The 15,299-nt window shown below is 57.4% G+C and carries 15 protein-coding genes and 2 pseudogenes; 9 read left to right on the forward strand and 8 right to left on the reverse strand.

Translation table 11 applies throughout. The features are described 5' to 3' along the window. The first annotated feature begins 3 nt into the window (after nucleotides 1-3). The gene (locus AU14_RS04990; RefSeq protein ID WP_052471963.1) at nucleotides 4-1,041 is read left to right on the forward strand and encodes a sodium:calcium antiporter; all 1,038 of its coding nucleotides are present in this window, start codon (nucleotides 4-6) and stop codon (nucleotides 1,039-1,041) included. Nucleotides 1,042-1,082: 41 nt separating this feature from the next. Next, nucleotides 1,083-1,538: a thioredoxin-dependent thiol peroxidase gene (bcp, locus tag AU14_RS04995; RefSeq protein ID WP_041339444.1), complete on the forward strand. Its 456-nt coding sequence runs from the start codon at nucleotides 1,083-1,085 to the stop codon at nucleotides 1,536-1,538. A gap of 63 nt (nucleotides 1,539-1,601) precedes the next feature. Here bcp and AU14_RS05000 read toward each other — a convergent pair whose 3' ends face one another. Beyond that, nucleotides 1,602-1,895 carry a hypothetical protein gene (locus tag AU14_RS05000; RefSeq protein ID WP_041339447.1) on the reverse strand — a complete coding sequence of 98 codons (294 nt, stop codon included), beginning with the start codon at nucleotides 1,893-1,895 and terminating at the stop codon, nucleotides 1,602-1,604. 145 nt (nucleotides 1,896-2,040) lie between these two features. Here AU14_RS05000 and AU14_RS05005 point away from each other — a divergent pair, with 145 nt between their 5' ends. The 5 genes from AU14_RS05005 (at nucleotide 2,041) to AU14_RS05030 (ending at nucleotide 5,025) form a co-directional block, all read left to right on the forward strand. Next, nucleotides 2,041-2,496: a metallophosphoesterase family protein gene (locus AU14_RS05005; protein WP_041339452.1), complete on the forward strand. Its 456-nt coding sequence runs from the start codon at nucleotides 2,041-2,043 to the stop codon at nucleotides 2,494-2,496. Nucleotides 2,497-2,587: 91 nt separating this feature from the next. Beyond that, nucleotides 2,588-3,235, forward strand: coding sequence for a nucleotidyltransferase domain-containing protein (locus AU14_RS05010; RefSeq protein ID WP_236744390.1), 648 nt, complete (start codon nucleotides 2,588-2,590; stop codon nucleotides 3,233-3,235). A gap of 472 nt (nucleotides 3,236-3,707) precedes the next feature. Continuing rightward, nucleotides 3,708-4,016, forward strand: a complete 309-nt coding sequence (locus AU14_RS05020) for a type VI secretion system PAAR protein (RefSeq protein WP_041339460.1) — start codon at nucleotides 3,708-3,710, stop codon at nucleotides 4,014-4,016. A gap of 153 nt (nucleotides 4,017-4,169) precedes the next feature. Continuing rightward, nucleotides 4,170-4,619, forward strand: a complete 450-nt coding sequence (locus AU14_RS05025; RefSeq protein WP_041339464.1) for a hypothetical protein — start codon at nucleotides 4,170-4,172, stop codon at nucleotides 4,617-4,619. 67 nt (nucleotides 4,620-4,686) lie between these two features. Then, the gene (locus tag AU14_RS05030; RefSeq protein WP_041339467.1) at nucleotides 4,687-5,025 is read left to right on the forward strand and encodes a zinc ribbon domain-containing protein YjdM; all 339 of its coding nucleotides are present in this window, start codon (nucleotides 4,687-4,689) and stop codon (nucleotides 5,023-5,025) included. Between the two features lie 117 nt (nucleotides 5,026-5,142). On the opposite strand, the gene AU14_RS18955 is transcribed toward AU14_RS05030, so the two are convergent. The 5 genes and pseudogenes from AU14_RS18955 to lldD all read right to left on the reverse strand — a co-directional run bounded on the left by AU14_RS18955 (nucleotide 5,143) and on the right by lldD (nucleotide 10,045). Further along, nucleotides 5,143-5,478, reverse strand: a complete 336-nt coding sequence (locus AU14_RS18955) for a hypothetical protein (protein ID WP_094191155.1) — start codon at nucleotides 5,476-5,478, stop codon at nucleotides 5,143-5,145. Between the two features lie 5 nt (nucleotides 5,479-5,483). Continuing rightward, a complete protein-coding gene (locus AU14_RS05035; RefSeq protein WP_094191156.1) occupies nucleotides 5,484-6,182 on the reverse strand; it encodes a hypothetical protein in 699 nt (232 codons plus the stop codon). Then, nucleotides 6,182-7,618, reverse strand: a complete 1,437-nt coding sequence (locus AU14_RS20675; RefSeq protein ID WP_236744391.1) for a galactose oxidase early set domain-containing protein — start codon at nucleotides 7,616-7,618, stop codon at nucleotides 6,182-6,184. The genes AU14_RS05035 and AU14_RS20675 overlap by 1 nt, the downstream gene beginning before the upstream one ends. After that, the gene (locus tag AU14_RS20680) at nucleotides 7,555-8,685 is read right to left on the reverse strand and encodes a Kelch repeat-containing protein (RefSeq protein WP_236744392.1); all 1,131 of its coding nucleotides are present in this window, start codon (nucleotides 8,683-8,685) and stop codon (nucleotides 7,555-7,557) included. The genes AU14_RS20675 and AU14_RS20680 overlap by 64 nt, the downstream gene beginning before the upstream one ends. 222 nt (nucleotides 8,686-8,907) lie before the next feature. Next, nucleotides 8,908-10,045, reverse strand: a pseudogene (gene lldD / locus AU14_RS05045) (FMN-dependent L-lactate dehydrogenase LldD). Nucleotides 10,046-10,259: 214 nt separating this feature from the next. Between lldD and AU14_RS05050 the strand changes: the two are divergent. Continuing rightward, complete coding sequence (locus tag AU14_RS05050) at nucleotides 10,260-11,051, forward strand: GntR family transcriptional regulator (protein ID WP_041339470.1); 792 nt, start codon at nucleotides 10,260-10,262, stop codon at nucleotides 11,049-11,051. 61 nt (nucleotides 11,052-11,112) lie between these two features. Further along, nucleotides 11,113-12,896: pseudogene (locus tag AU14_RS05055) on the forward strand (DEAD/DEAH box helicase). A gap of 129 nt (nucleotides 12,897-13,025) precedes the next feature. On the opposite strand, the gene AU14_RS19320 reads toward AU14_RS05055, so the two are convergent. After that, the gene (locus tag AU14_RS19320; protein ID WP_148312718.1) at nucleotides 13,026-13,748 is read right to left on the reverse strand and encodes a pentapeptide repeat-containing protein; all 723 of its coding nucleotides are present in this window, start codon (nucleotides 13,746-13,748) and stop codon (nucleotides 13,026-13,028) included. Between the two features lie 131 nt (nucleotides 13,749-13,879). After that, a complete protein-coding gene (locus AU14_RS05070) occupies nucleotides 13,880-15,148 on the reverse strand; it encodes a trypsin-like serine protease (RefSeq protein ID WP_041339476.1) in 1,269 nt (422 codons plus the stop codon). Nucleotides 15,149-15,299: the final 151 nt, after the last annotated feature.

Raw genomic sequence — 15,299 nt, forward strand, 5'->3', positions numbered from 1 at the left:
ATCGTGCCGATCGTGGATCCGGACAGCTGGACGCTGTTGCAGAGCATTGGAGTTTTTGGTGTCTGTGCCTTGGTGATTGCGATCGCGGGCACTCGCATCACACGTGTGGTCGACCAGCTAGCCGACCGGACCGGGCTGGGTGAGGCGACAGCGGGAGCCGTGCTTCTGGGGGCAGCGACCTCCCTGAGTGGGTCGGTGCTCTCGGTAACAGCCGCCTACCGTGGGCATCCGGAGTTGGCTGTCAGTAATGCCCTTGGGGGCATCGCGGTACAGACTTTTTTCCTGGCCATTGCCGACATTGTCTATCGCCGTGCGAACCTGGAGCATGCGGCTGCCTCAGCCCCGAACATGATGCAGAACGGGCTGCTGATCGCGCTCCTGGCGTTGATCCTTTTAGCTCCAAACTTGCCGGATGTGACCGTCTGGGGCATTCACCCGGTTACCCCGATACTGCTTGGCTTCTATTTCTACGGCACCAAACTCATCCAGAGTGCTGGCGAGAACCCCATGTGGCGCCCCTCCATTACCGGAGAGACACGGCAGGACGAGCCGGAGAACGAGAGCCAGCTGCCGGCATTAAGCCGTCTCTGGACAGAATTCGCGCTGCTCATGGCGACGCTTGGAGCGGCTGGCCTGGTACTGGAGCCCGCCGCTACGACAATCAGCTCGGAAGCCGGGTTGAGCCAGACGATTGTCGGTGTTCTTCTGACCGCGGTCAGTACGTCCATTCCGGAGCTGGTCACGTCCGTTGCGGCAGTAAGGCGGGGGGCGCTCACACTGGCGGTGGCGGGTATCATCGGCGGGAATGCTTTTGATACGCTTTTCATGGCCGCCTCGGACATCGCCTACCGGGATGGCTCGCTCTACCACACGATGACCGCCGACTCGGAACGCTGGGTGGCACTGACCCTGTTGATGGCCGCCATCCTGATCATGGGGCTGATACGTCGGGAACGCTACGGCGTCGGGCGAATCGGTTCAGAAAGTCTGGCAATTATGGTGCTCTACGGGCTTGGTGTGGTGTTGATGTTCACTGGCTGAGTGGGGCGTTCAACTGAAACTCTTTAAGGAGTAAAACTGCGATGAGCTGGGAAGGCAAAACTGCACCCGATTTCACACTGCAAGACCAGGAAAGCAAAGAACATACTCTGTCGGATTATCAGGGACAGAAGGTGCTGCTCTACTTTTACCCGCGTGATGCCACGCCCGGTTGTACCACCGAAGCCCAGCAGTTTCGGGACCGTTTGGACGAGCTCAAGAGTCAGGGCGTGCAGGTACTGGGTGTAAGCCGGGACACGGTCAAATCACATGAAAAGTTCGCCCTGAAAGAGTCGCTGAATTTCCCGATTCTGGCGGACCCGGAAGAAGTGGTGGTGAACCAGTACGAAGTGCTCAAGCAGAAGAATATGTACGGCAAACAGGTGATGTCCGTTAACCGGGAGTCTTTCCTGATCGATGAAAAGGGCGTGATTGTGCGCCATTACGGCAAGGTAAAACCCGCCGAGCATGTGCAGGAGATTCTGGATGACCTGACGTAACGGGTGCCCTTCTGCACGTGGCCAAGGCCGGCCACGTGCATGCCAGGCTCAGCTCCGATCAAGTCACTCTTCTGCGCTCATCGACGATGATTTCATATCATCCTTTTTCTTCATGCCTGACTGGTCGCTCATTTCCGAATCACCGTGGCCAGTTGTGTTCGCTGCGTTGTATTTGGATTTCTTGGCCTCCTGGTGATGCTCAGAATCCTGTTTCCCGGGTTTGGCATGGTTGTCCATATCCTGTTCGCCCAAATCCTTATTCTCACTGCCGTGATGGGAGGCGAGCAGAGCGGTTGAGCCCAGGGCTATAGCGGGTGTGATCAAGGCATAAAACGCGAGTGCATGTAGCTTTTTCATATTGTTCTCCTTCAGATACGATGTCCCGATAGTTTATTACGCTGGGCGGACCACATTGTGCTTATCACCTCAGCATAAATGTTGCAGAGCGAAGGCCTCACTGACTAAATCTATTCAATTGGAATTACTGAGCTTAGACCAAACCATGAATATCGGCGTTATCGCAGATACCCACAGCAAAATGCGCCCCGAAGCCCTCAAGGTTCTGAAAGGCTCGGACCTGATCCTGCACGCCGGTGACGTCGGGCGGGACGAGGTTCTGGATGCGCTGGAGGCGATTGCGCCGGTGGTTGCGATTCGCGGCAACATCGATAAAACAGGCCGTGCCGCGAGTCTTCCCGATGTTCTGGATCTGGAATACCTCGGCCACGCGTTCTACATGCTTCACGACGTCAAAACCCTCGACTTCGATCCCCAAGGCCGCTACCGCGTGGTGATCGCCGGCCATTCCCACAAACCCCGCAACGAGTGGGTTGGCGATGTGCTCTTCTTCAATCCCGGAGGCGCCGGACCGCGGCGCTTTACGCTGCCGATCACGGTAGGGCGTTTGGAGGTGAGCGAAGACGGTGTGGCGGGTGAGATTATTGAGTTGCCGGTTTGATCAGATGGACACCAGTAGGCCTTGCGGTTCCATGATACCCGTTTTGGGTATAGTATTACCCAAAATGGGTTTTTGGGAAGGCGTCAGCAATATGCCTGAAGTTACAACATTAAACCGCACTGGCTTGGCGGATGCCCTGTTCTCAGCAACTCGGCAAAAAGTCTTGCGCTTGTTCTTCACACGACAGGGTAGGGACTTTTCGATTAAAGAGCTCATTGAGGAGGCTGAAGCAGGTTCGGGTGCTGTGCAGCGGGAGCTCGTGCGTCTGGTTGATAGCGGGTTGGTGCAAGTCAACCTTCAGGGGCGCCAGAAGCGCTATAAAGCCAATCCGGACTCACCGGTTTATCCTGAGCTGTCATCTCTTGTAACTAAGCTTCTTGGCCCGGAACAGCAGGTTGAAGATGCTCTCCGACCAATTCTCCATAAAATTGATCTGGCCCTGATTTATGGTTCGGTCGCCAAAAGAACAGAGCACGCCTATAGCGATATTGACCTGATGTTGGTATCGGATACCCTCACCCTGGAAGAAGTCTTTGAGGCGCTGGGGCCGGCAGAGAGCAATCTTTCGCGGACCATCAACCCAACCCTCTACAATCGCAAAGAGTTTAAAAAACGTCGAGCCAACGAAAACCCTTTTTTGAGGAAAGTCCTGGAAGGACAGTACATATTGCTGAAAGGAAGCATCAATGAATCAAGAAGCATTGGAGAACCTGGTTCGGATACACAAACTCCGCCATGAGGCGGCGGACTCGAGCGAGGTCCAAGGACTCATCCAGTCTGGTAATGTTCGATTAAAGGATGCAGGCCTTGAAGCGCTAAGCCTGGAAAGCCGCTTCGATTTGTCTTACAACGCCGCACACGCGCTTTCTTTGGCGGCGCTTCGACACTCTGGCTATCGGTCGGACAACCGATACCTGGTATTTCAGTGTTTGCAGCACACGCTCGATTTGTCGCCAGCTAAATGGAGGGTTCTTGATCAGGCCCACCGAAAGCGGAACCTGGCGGAATATGAGGGCGAAATCGAGGTAGACGAGGCCTTGGTGACAAGTCTCTTGGAAATAACAGAAGAAATCAGGCGGGCTGTGGTTGCACTGACAGCCGAGTAGATCTTTTTAATGCCCATATCGGCTAGCGTGACGCGTTCGGTAGCCACTGAAAGCAACCTGCTGCAAGATTGCGAACTCCTCTTCAAGGATTGAAGGAGCAAAGGAATGACTAAGAGCATCGTATTATTGGGCGACCTGGGCACGGATCACGCAGGTTTCCCGCCAACGCCGGTGATTGCCGGTTCCCCTGATGTGTTGATTGATGGCAAACCCGTCGCCCGGGTTGGCGATCCCCTGGTGCCACACACCAAGCCCAAGCATCCGACGCATCCCCGTACCATCGCTGCTGGCTCGTCCACCGTTCTGATCAACGGCATCCCCGCTGCCGTAACCGGCGGCGCGATTTCATGCGGCGGTGTCACTGTCGGCAGTGGCAGCGTGGTCATTGGTGACACTCATTCGCCAGCCAGGTGACGCCACGCACTTCGATAGTTGGGCCGCTGGGTACATGTGGAATCGGGCTTTGGTCATCAAAGGCCGAAAGAACCGTAGTTCCTGTTTTCTCAATCAGCTCTTGTGCCGAGGTGGCATAATCCAGCCTCCCAACACCATCAACGGAGTGAGTGCATGTCTCTGGCTGAGAAGATCTGCCTTTCTGCGGCTTTTTTGTTTTTCATGACAGGGCTGATCACCGGCATCTGGAAGTATCGGCACATGGCCCGCAGCGAGGACGCCACCTCGCCGATGTATGTGGACATCGCTCATCGCAGCTCTCTGCTTTATAGCTTCGCGGCGTTGCTGCTGGCGGCGTTCAGCGCTCATAGCGTGTTCGCGGGTTGGGTGAATACTATTGCAGCGCTGGCTGCACTGGTGTTCTTTGCTTTCGCGATTGCCACCTACGTTATCCATGGCCTGCTGCAGGACACCGACAATCAGTTGCGCCGTCCTCACCGCCTGGGCAAACGGCTGCTGCCGTCCTGGGTGACCGGGTTGTTCATGACGTTGCTGATTGTCGGGGAAGTTGGCGGGGCACTCGTGCTGGGCACGGGTGCGATGCTGGGGGTATGGAGCAGTTAGGGCGGAGCAAGGCTTGGGCAGGCTTTCTGGTATCATGCGCGTTTAAACGCCTTTACAGGAAAGCCTCATGTCTCAACTTCCGCCGTGCCCCCAATGTGGTTCCGAATACACCTACGAAGATGGCGAACAGATGGTGTGCCCCGAGTGCGCCCACGAGTGGAATAAAACTGAGACGGCTGCCGCAGAAGCCGCGAGCCTGATTCGCGATGCTAACGGCAACGAACTTCAGGACGGCGACACTGTTACCGTAATCAAGGATCTGAAGGTGAAAGGGTCCAGTTCCGTGGTCAAGGTCGGCACCAAGGTTAAGAACATTCGCCTGGTAGACGGCGACCACGACATTGACTGCAAGATCGACGGTATCGGCGCCATGAAGTTGAAGTCGGAGTTTGTGAAAAAGGTTTGAAGAGACCTGTTCAGGGCATCTCTCCAATCATCTTTCCACTGGGAACAGCGCAGTGTTTAACAAGTTGATGAAAGCGGTTGGTCAGGCAAGCTTATACACACGATTGCTGGCAAGGGGTCAGAGCCCCTTGTCAGCAACCTGTTTAACGGGGAGCCATTCGGTCTCGCCCTCAATACGACTTTCTTTGTCTCCGATTTGAATTGAGATTTGCCAGCGCTTGATCACACCGGGCTCGGACGGGTTTTCCACTCGGTCGGAATAGCCTGCCCGCGGTTCAATCCAGCCGTAACTCTTGCCGCCTGAAACCTGCGCCCAGCGAGTTTCCGCGGCGTCGGTGTTTTCGACAAACGAAGGAGCGCCTGCAGGGGCAATACTGGCCCAGGTTTGGCTGTGGCGGTTCACATCCACACCCTGTTGCGAGAAGCGCAGGAAGGGCTCGCCTTGCTCGCCCATGAGAGTTAGCGGCGACTCGCGTTATAGGACAGGAACAGGCCCGGGCGGGAGCTGCCGGGCATGGCGCGCACCAAAGCCTGGCCTTTCAATGCGCCGAGATCGGCCACTTTTGCCTGGATGATGCCCGCGGCATTGGGGCGATACTCGAAATGGCCGGAGATCACACTTTCCGTATCTCCAAGCCGTACGGGAATCGACCATGTTCCAATGGATGCGGGTTCACCGCCGTCGACCACCTGGTGAGGGACATCAACTCCGTCGGTACGCAGCCGAAGATCGAACCAGCCCCAGTTCGGGGTGGTCTCAACCACAGCCCAGCGCGGGTTTTCAGACGCTTCTGCGGGAATCGCGCCGGGTGCCATGATGGTGTTGGTGCGGTGGAACTCAGCAGCGCCCAGGTCGCCCTCGGCCTTGTCAGGGCCAATTCGCAAAAAGGGTCTACCGTTTTCATCCTCTACAATCAGCATTTTGTCGGTTGGGTTGCCCACGAGTAGCTGCGGCGCGAGGGTTCTGCGCAATTGCACGCGCAGTTCCGACAGCTCCGGCGGTATTTTATCGAGTACCGCATGAACGCTGCCTTTTTCATCGCCAGAGCTTTCGCCATGGCCATGAGCAAAGGCTGTCCACAGCAGGGTTAGGGCAGCGGTTAACAGGGAGACGTAGCGCCGGCCCCGAAGGGGCCGGCTAAGGTTAAGGCAACGCATTACTGGCCGTCGACTTGATTGGTGAAATCAACCAGCAGGTTCTCCGTTACTCCCGGAATGCTGGCGATGGTGTCTCCAAGGACTGATGTGCCTCCTTCAACCGCAACACCAAGCTCGTTAAGCAGTTGCGGTGAGCCATCCCGAAGCTGGCCCAGTGTCGGCACGGCGCTGGTAGCACCTGAGCCCAGATCGAAGATCGGATCCAGCAGCGATCCGCCGTTGTTGCCGCTGTTCAGCAGGCCGCCGACCAGACCACCAATCAAGCCGCTTTCGTCGCCATCTCTTTCAGGAGCAGGCTCAAGCTGAGTGACAAGCGGGCTGCCTGAATCGCTCGGATTGGCAATCACGCTGACCGGGGTAGACGTTGAGGGCAAGCGCATACCGTCTTCGGCTTCATAGCTGACAAACAGCATGTACTGTCCCGCTGGCAGCACCGCTCGGTTGCCCGTCATCTTGACTCTCACCTTCTTGTTTCTGCGATCAACGATCGGCAGTTCAACGGCGCGTTGGTCGCCGTCGATCAGGTGCGTTGTTGCCTTGCGGCGGATGAGCATAACCTGGTCGATGTCTGACCGGTCTGTGCGGATGTCGAAAACACCGCCATTGGTCAGCAATGCGACAGGCGCTTTCTCAATCACCGGACGATCGTCACGGGTTGCGTACGGCGGCGTATAGATCTCGAATGACGGATCGCGGCCGGCATAATCCGCAAAGCCCAGTTCGTCGAGGTTGATGAATGACGCGTAGGCGGTGTTGATAGGCGAGTGGCCGCCGATCAATACACGACCATCCGGCATCAGCACAGCGGTGTTGTGATAGGTACGTTCACGGTTTGCCGAGGCCATTGGCTCCCAGGTTTCGGTTTCAATGTCGAAACGCTCGGATTGAATGATTGCACCTTCCAGACCGGTTACGGCCACACCATCACGCGTGCCACCAGAGAAAACCATAACGCTGTTGTCCGGCATCATGACGCCTGAGCCGTACCAGCGCGGCTGGTTGAGCGAGCCCGTCAAGCGTGACTCATACGCCATGTCGTCACCGTTTGTGGCAACGGTATCGATGCGCGATGATGAAACCGGCAGATAGCCGCCCGGGCTGCCGGCTGCAACATACGTTGGTACGCCGCCTGCCGTCAGGAACTCAGAGGTGTGGTAACCGCCATTCGCGTCCGGACGCAGCGGTAGCTGGATCGAGAAGGTTGAACCGCGCATACCGGCGCCGATGGCGCGCTCAAGTGAGCGATCATCAACAGGGGTTTCGAGCAGTTGCCCGATGGCCGCGGTTGGGTCGCTGAGGGTCTGGCCTACGAGGTCGCCCAACAGGTTCTGCACCTGATCCGGGTCCATATTCGTCGGGTTCAGGGTGGTGCTCAGCTCTGACAGGCCCAGCTCATTAACGCGAAGTGGCAGGCCGGCATAGCCAGATCCGTCCACCGTTTGGTTTCGGGATTATAGGTTCCGACGATGTTCCAAAGTGCCTGATCGTAGGCCTGGCCGAATGGATTAAAGGCCTGGCCGCCGGCGTTGTAATAAACATGGCCGTTAGGCAGCAGGTGCATCCGTGGGAAAAGTGGAAGCGAGCGCTGCGCCGCTGAACCGTTGTTGGTCCAGGTGCCGTTTTCGATGTCGTAAGTTTCGGTCTGTGCCACGTTGCGGCCAGACTGAAGCGGGTCTTCAGGATAAACCGGCTTGAGCAGCTTGGTAACTCCGCTGGCGACAAAGATGTCGTTGTTGGCCAGGCTGACGAGGCTCGGGTACCAGCGACCAAATTCCATGTCGCCACTCTGGGACCAGGTGTTGGTAGCAGGGTCGAAAATGCGGGAGGCCTTTAGGCCTTCGAGTTCCACAACACCCACAGGCAGGCCATCAATGCCTGGCTCGGAGTAGTAGTCGGTTCCGCCTACGGCCATCATTCTGCCATCCGGCAGAAAAACCACGTCTGCGCAGAAAAGGGCGCCGTCGTTAATGTCGGTATTGTTAGCGGTGTCCAGCAGGCCACCGGTCAGTGTGGTGCTGTCATTTCCGTCGGGGTTGGCGCCGCCGTCAATGGGGGAGGGCTTTACCCAGCTGGCCTGATCGTTGCCGTCCAGGGTCATAACGCGGGACTGATCGTTTACAGAGACCTCGCCGAATTGAGCGATAACCGCCAGCTCTGCGTTCTCTGTTCCTTCCAGCGCATTGAGGTAAAGGAAGCGGCCGTCGCCAAGCACGGCAATGGTGCCTGCGGTCGGTTTGCATTGAAGACTTCCACTGGCATCCACAATGCACCGGTCACTTGTTGCCACCTGAGCACCATCTACCTGAATGGTGGGCTCTGCGAACGGGTTGCTAAAAAAGCCAACGTTGCCACTGGTTTCGGAGGGGCTTCCATCGCCCGCACTGCTGCCGTCACCTCCGAGCAAACCACCTAAAAGCCCGGCTTGGGCCGGCATTGTTCCCGCGATGACAAGTGTTATTGCTGATGTTAACGCTGTTCTCTTGTAGTTTTTGTTGAGTCGCATTCCGCTGTCTCCTGCTGAGGCCGTTTTTCAACGGTTTTGCCATTTTATTGTGTTTGTCGTTAGGCCTATCAGACTTAACGCCCACTCCTCCTACGGGGCAGGTTGCGGCAGAGATGCAGAAGATTTCACATTTTTTTAAATACGGTTCAAAAGCGTCTAGGCGGGAGAAATATTGCGGGGGGGATGGAGCGGATAGGGCGGGGCTGGGGCCCCGCCTTCACCTTATAGTTCGCGCACGAGCAGGTCGGCGTTGATCTCGCTGATCGACTTGGCGCCTGTCAGCACCATGGCAACCCGCATTTCCTTCTCGATCAACTCCAACAGGTTGCTGACACCGGCCTGGCCGTCGACCGCCAGAGCGTAGATAAAGGCGCGGCCGAGCAAGGTGCAGTCAGCACCCAGCGCCAGCATGCGGACTACATCAAGCCCGGTGCGGATGCCGGAATCCACCAGGATTTTCAGATCGCCTTTGACCGCATCGGCAATGGCCGGTAACGCGCGGGCGCTGGATGGTACGCCATCGAGCTGACGACCGCCGTGGTTAGACACCACGATGCCGTCGGCACCGAAGCGAACGGCATCGCGGGCATCCTCCGCATCCAGAATGCCCTTAATGACCATCGGGCCATCCCAGAACTCGCGAATCCACTCCAGATCTTTCCAGGAGATGGATGGATCGAAGTTGTTGCCCAGCCAGCCTATGTAATCTTCCAGGCCAGTGGTTTGGCCGCGATAGGCGGAGATGTTGCCAGATCGTGCGGCTTGCCGCGCAGGCCAACGTCATAGGCCCAGCGCGGGTGCATCATCGATTGCAGGTAGCGGCGCATGGCCGCGTTGGGACCGCTCATGCCGGAGTGGGCGTCCCGGTAGCGGGCGCCGGGGGTCGGCATGTCGACGGTAAACACCAGGGTGGTGACGCCGGCAGCTTGGCGCGCTCCAGGGCGTTTTTCATGAATCCACGATCTTTCAGTACATAGAGCTGGAACCACATCGGGCGGTTGATTGCCGGCGCAACTTCCTCAATCGGGCAGACTGAAACGGTGGACAGGGTAAAGGGGATACCCTTGTCCGATGCCGCGCGTGCCGCCTGTACCTCGCCTCTGCGGGCGCACATGCCGGTGAGGCCGACCGGCGCAAGAGCCACTGGCATGCTCAGGGTTTCGTCGAACAGCCGGGTTTCCAGACTGAGGTCTTCCATGTTTTTCAGCACTCTCTGACGCAGGCCGATGTCGGCCAGGTCCGAGACGTTGCGCTTGAGCGTGTGCTCGGCGTAAGCGCCGCCATCGACATAGTGGAACAGGAAGGGCGGCAGGCGGCGCTGGGCGGCGGCGCGGTAGTCGGTCGAGGCTGAAATGATCAACGCGGATTCCTCATGAGTTGTTGTACAGGCCACGGTCGGCAAGCGTCAATTGGTCATACCAATTTTCATGCTTTGAGCGAATAGATTAGAAAAGCATCAATGTCATGTCAAACATTGCAGATGTAGGCTTTCGTTCAGAAACTGACATTTTGGTTGATCAAAAGAAGGTCAATGGTTACTCTTTTTGTAAATTGGTAAGACCAAAGGTTGGGCAATGGAAATGGGGCATATTCGCCAACACCGGCTCTCCGACAACATCGTCGAGGAGCTGGAAACCATGATTCTCGAAGGCACGCTGCAGCCGGGACAGCGGTTGCCGGCGGAGCGTGCGCTGGCGGAGCGGTTCGGCGTGTCGCGGCCGTCGGTACGGGAGGCAGTGCAAAAACTGGTGGCCAGGGGGCTGCTGATCAGCCGCCAGGGTGGCGGTAATTATGTCAGTGACTCACTGGGTTCGAGCTTCAGCGATCCCTTGCTGGCCCTGATTGAGGGCCGCCCCGAAGCCCAGCACGACTTGCTGGAGTTTCGCCATACCCTGGAAGCCGACTGCGCCTACTACGCCGCCCGGCGCGCCACCGACCTTGATCGCGCACAGCTGCAGAGCGCCTTTGATGAGCTGCAGGACTGCTATGCCCGTGAGGGCAAGGCAACGCGCGCTGAAGAAGGCGCCGCCGATGCGCGTTTTCACCTGGCGATTGCTGAGGCCAGCCACAATTTCGTGCTGCTGCACACCATTCGCGGCCTGTTCGACCTGCTCAAGCGAAGTACGGTAACCAATATTGGTGGCATGTATGAATTGCGCAGCGAGACCAGGCACTCGCTCGTTGCGCAGCACCAGGCTTTGTTCGACGCCATCATGGAAGGCCGCGCCGATGATGCCCGGCGCATCGCCGGTGAGCACATCAGCTATGTGCAGGGCATGCTGGAAGAGCGCGAGGAAGAAAGCCGCCGGCTGGCCCGCGCCCAGCGGCGAGAACGGCCGGACAGTCGCCGAACGCCTGCCAGCTAACGGCAGCGCTATTTGCTAGTATGGCCTCCCTTTCACATTGAGAGCGATTGTTCACTGCACCATGAACTCCCCCTTTACGTTGCGGCCTTACCAGCAGGAAGCGGTTGATGCCACGTTAAAGCACTTCCGAAGATCAGATGAGTCGGCGGTGATTGTGCTTCCGACCGGTGCCGGGAAGAGTCTGGTCATTGCCGAGTTGGCTCGCCTTGCCAAGCGCAAAATCCTGGTGCTGACCCACGTAAAGGAGCTGGTGGAGCAGAACCACGCCAAATACCAGAGCTATGGGTTAGAGGGCGGCATTTTCTCCGCCGGGTTAAAACGCAAGGAGAGCCGGCATCAGGTGACCTTCGCCAGCGTGCAGTCGGTATCGGCCAATCTGGATCGGTTCAGGGATGAATACTCCCTGGTCATCATCGATGAGTGCCATCGGGTTAGCGGTGAAGAGACCAGCCAGTACCAGCGGATCATCGAGCTGCTGCGGCAACAGAATGACACCCTGAAAGTGCTTGGACTAACCGCCACACCCTATCGGTTGGCCATGGGCTGGATCTATCGCTATCACTACCGGGGTTTTGTTCGCGGCTCTCATGAAGAGCAAGATAAGCCTTTGTGCACTGCATTTACGAACTCCCGCTGAGTTATATGATCAACCGGGGCTTTCTCACCAGGCCCGAGTTGGTGAATGCGGCGGTGGCGCAGTACGATTTCTTGGCGCTGTCTCAGGACCGCTTTGGCGAGTACGCCGAGAAGGACGTTAACCAGCTGCTGAGCAAACATCAGCGGGTGACCCGCGCCATCATCGAGCAGGTGATGGAACTCGCCGCCGAGCGCGAAGGGGTGATGATCTTTGCGGCCACTGTGGATCATGCGCGGGAGATCGCCGGCTATCTGCCGGAACATCAAACCGCCCTGATTACCGGCGCGACCGATCTGAATGACCGGGCGTTGTTGATTCAGCGCTTCAAACAACGGCAGTTGAAGTATCTGGTGAATGTTTCCGTGCTCACCACGGGCTTTGATGCACCCCTCGTCGATTTCATTGCCATTCTTCGTCCCACCCAGTCGGTCAGCCTGTACCAGCAGATTGTGGGCCGGGGGCTTCGGCTGGACGAAGGCAAACAGGATTGCCTGGTGATCGATTACGCGGGCAACCATGTGAACCTGCATCACCCTGAGGTGGGGGAGCCGAAACCGAATTCCGACAGTGAGCCGGTGCAGGTATTCTGCCCGGGCTGTGGTTTTGCCAATATTTTCTGGGGCAAAACAGACAGTGACGGCAGGGTTGTTGAGCATTATGGTCGCCGTTGTCAGGGGCTGCTGGAGCCCGCGGAAGAGAGTGGGGCAGAGGCGGAGAGCGAGCGCCCTGAACAGTGCGATTACCGATTCCGTTTCAAGGAGTGCCCACACTGTGGTGGCGAGAACGATATCGCGGCCCGTAAGTGTCACCAGTGCCAGCAAGCCATTATCGATCCGGATGATCAGCTCAAAGATGCCCTGAAACTTAAAGATGCCATGGTGATTCGTTGTGCCGGGATCACGTTAAGTGCTTTTAACAGCAACAGCGACGGCAAGCTTAAGATCACCTATCACGGTGAGGATGGGGAAGAACTCAGCGAGTCTTTTGATTTCAGCAAACCGGCACAGCGCCACGTGTTTAACAAACTGTTCGGGCGTCGTTTTGCCAATAGCCAGGCCCCGAAGGTGTTCAGCAGCGCTGATGAGGTGCTTGAGATTCAAGCGCTGTTGCCAGCCCCGGATTTCGTTATTGCCCGCAATCAGAAGCACTATTGGCAGGTGCAGGAGCGGATTTTCGATTATCAGGGTAACTATCGTAAGGCGTATTAAGCGTAGAGCTCGGTTTTCCGCATATTGTTGCTGATTATCGGAGAGTTGGGCGGCAAGGAGGGGCTGACGCGCAGAAATCGTACCTGATTTTTTGTTTCTCAGGCTCAATAGGTAGGGTGATCGTGGCCCTCATTTGAAGAGCTTCTGAATATCTTCGGGCTCAATGTCCTGCCATACGGCAGGTCGGCCGATCGCCCGGGTTAAGTCTACATCGGTCAGACTCACATTGGCCCATTTGGAACGGTCAAGCTGGGTGTTGTTGAATTGTGCCCGGTCAAACTGGCTTTGCTCCTCAGTCCAGACGACAACTCCACGCAGGTCACCATTGTTGAAGTTTGTTCCCCGGCAGTCGCAACCCGAAAGAAAGCCCGACAAAAAGATGGAGTGACTGGCGTTGAAGCCAGAAAGATCCAGAGAAGCCAGGTTCATATAGCTGAAGTTAATGTTGGAGATTTTCACCTCAACGGGCGCGGGAGCCGCATCCCGGATTGTGTCTAGCGCCTCTAACGCGGCGATTATACTGAGAGGCCTTGAAAGCCTTGGGTCCGGCTCATACTGGTGACCATCTATGTCCTTGCGCAGATAGGGTAGCCCGAACTTATCTTTGACATGCCGCCGTTCACCCACGGCTTGCCGCAAATAACGAATTAAAATATTGATGGCGTCTTTGTGGTAGCCCGTTGGCGCACCCTCGCCGGCGCCTTGTTTAAGCGCCTGATAAGTTCGATCCTTTGATTGATGGGTGTGTCGGTATTCCCGAGCATGCGACTTGCCTGAACGGTCACCTCTCTGGGGTCGGTGGCAATTTTCAAGGGTGACGGCTCTTCCTGCCCGTTGTTGTCTCTGATCCACCCATCGAGTAAGGGGATAATGACTTGTATTACCCCGAAAACCCCGCCTATCAAAGCGGCCATGATCGCGGCGACGACGGCCGGGTTTTGCCAGACGGGTTTGCTGGGCATCGATGATTACTCCATCGCTTTCTAGGGCCGTGGTTTGATACAGAGTGCCTGACCCACGTATGGCGAGTCGTGAGTCTGGCCGCCGCTGTCAAGGTCAAAGGCCGCCAGGTAGGCTCCCGAGGGGCACCAGGCTTTGCCTGCCCCGTGGCTCTGTTGCAACCCAACCGGCCACCAGGCGGCGGACCCCCAGTTATTGACGGGTGGCGAGGCGTGTCGGCAGCACAGCGCCTGGCCTACGATCGGTGCATCGCCACCTCCAAGCGCCCTGTCACCGTCGAGGTCAAACTGAGTAATGTAGCTACCTGCGGGGCACCAGGCGCCGCTGGCCTGGTGGCTGCCGCGGCCAACCCGGACCCAGTTACACTGGCTCCAGGCGGACGGCGTAGCTGCCGGAGCACAGCACCGAGCCTGACCCACAATCGGTGCATCGTGGTCATCAAGGCCCCGGTCGCCATCGAGGTCGAACTGAGTCAGAAATTGCCCCGAGGGGCACCAAGCGGCGCCAGCAACGTGGCTTTGTTGCCTTCCCACCGGATACCAGCCGCAACTGCCGTAAGGAGTATTAGGCAGCCCCGCTATCCAGTTGTAGCTGGTGTGTGTTGGGCGGGTGTTCGTTTCGGTTCCGATCCAGGAGATGACGGCGACGAGTCGTCCCGTCTGGTCTAGCACCGCGCCCCCCGAGTCGCCGGGGCAGGCATTCCTTCCTGGTTGTATGAAACGCACGGCGTGGGCGATAACCTCGGCCGTAGGCAGGGCCAGCCATCGCTTCTGCCGTGGTCCTTTGCAATCGGTTCCGGTGTGGCCGTGGCCAACCAACCAGAGTGTCTCTCCAAGCCTTGGCATAACAATTGGGTTCTGTAGCGGGATCGGCTGAACGCTGGGAGCCTTGGTGTAGGCTGGCATGTCGAGGTCGAGCACGGCGAAGTCGTTCAGGTTCCAGGTCGGCTGACTGTATTGGGGATGAAAGCGCAGCGTGCCTGGGATGGTGACATCGGTCGGATAAGCCGACTCGTTCACACTCGTTGCCGGGTTGTCGACCGGGTGCACGCCGAACATCTTGAACTCCGCCCGAGGCTTGCAGGCGCCCAGTTTGTCGCCGGGACAAAAGCAGTGCGCCGCGGTCAAAACCTGTGTCGGCGATATCAGCGTACCCGAACAGCCGTTGACCCGACCAATAGCATCGTACTGGCCGGGGGGTACCGGCGTTCCCTCTGACAATGCGAAGGTTGTCGAGGGGATAGCAAGGCATAGAAACGCAGCAAGACCTGTAAAGACGTCGAAAAGTCGCATAACCACTCCCTGTGAATGTGGATGCCCTTTTAGTGTCCTTTAACTGAATCAGTTTTCGGCCTCGAGACGCTCTTTTGTTCCGCGCTTCACTGCTTACCTGACCGGTCGACTCATATCATCAGCATAGACATTGCCGGCAAAATAATAAGGA

Origin of the sequence: Marinobacter similis, assembly GCF_000830985.1 — a bacterium.
Classification (GTDB): Bacteria; Pseudomonadota; Gammaproteobacteria; order Pseudomonadales; family Oleiphilaceae; genus Marinobacter; species Marinobacter similis.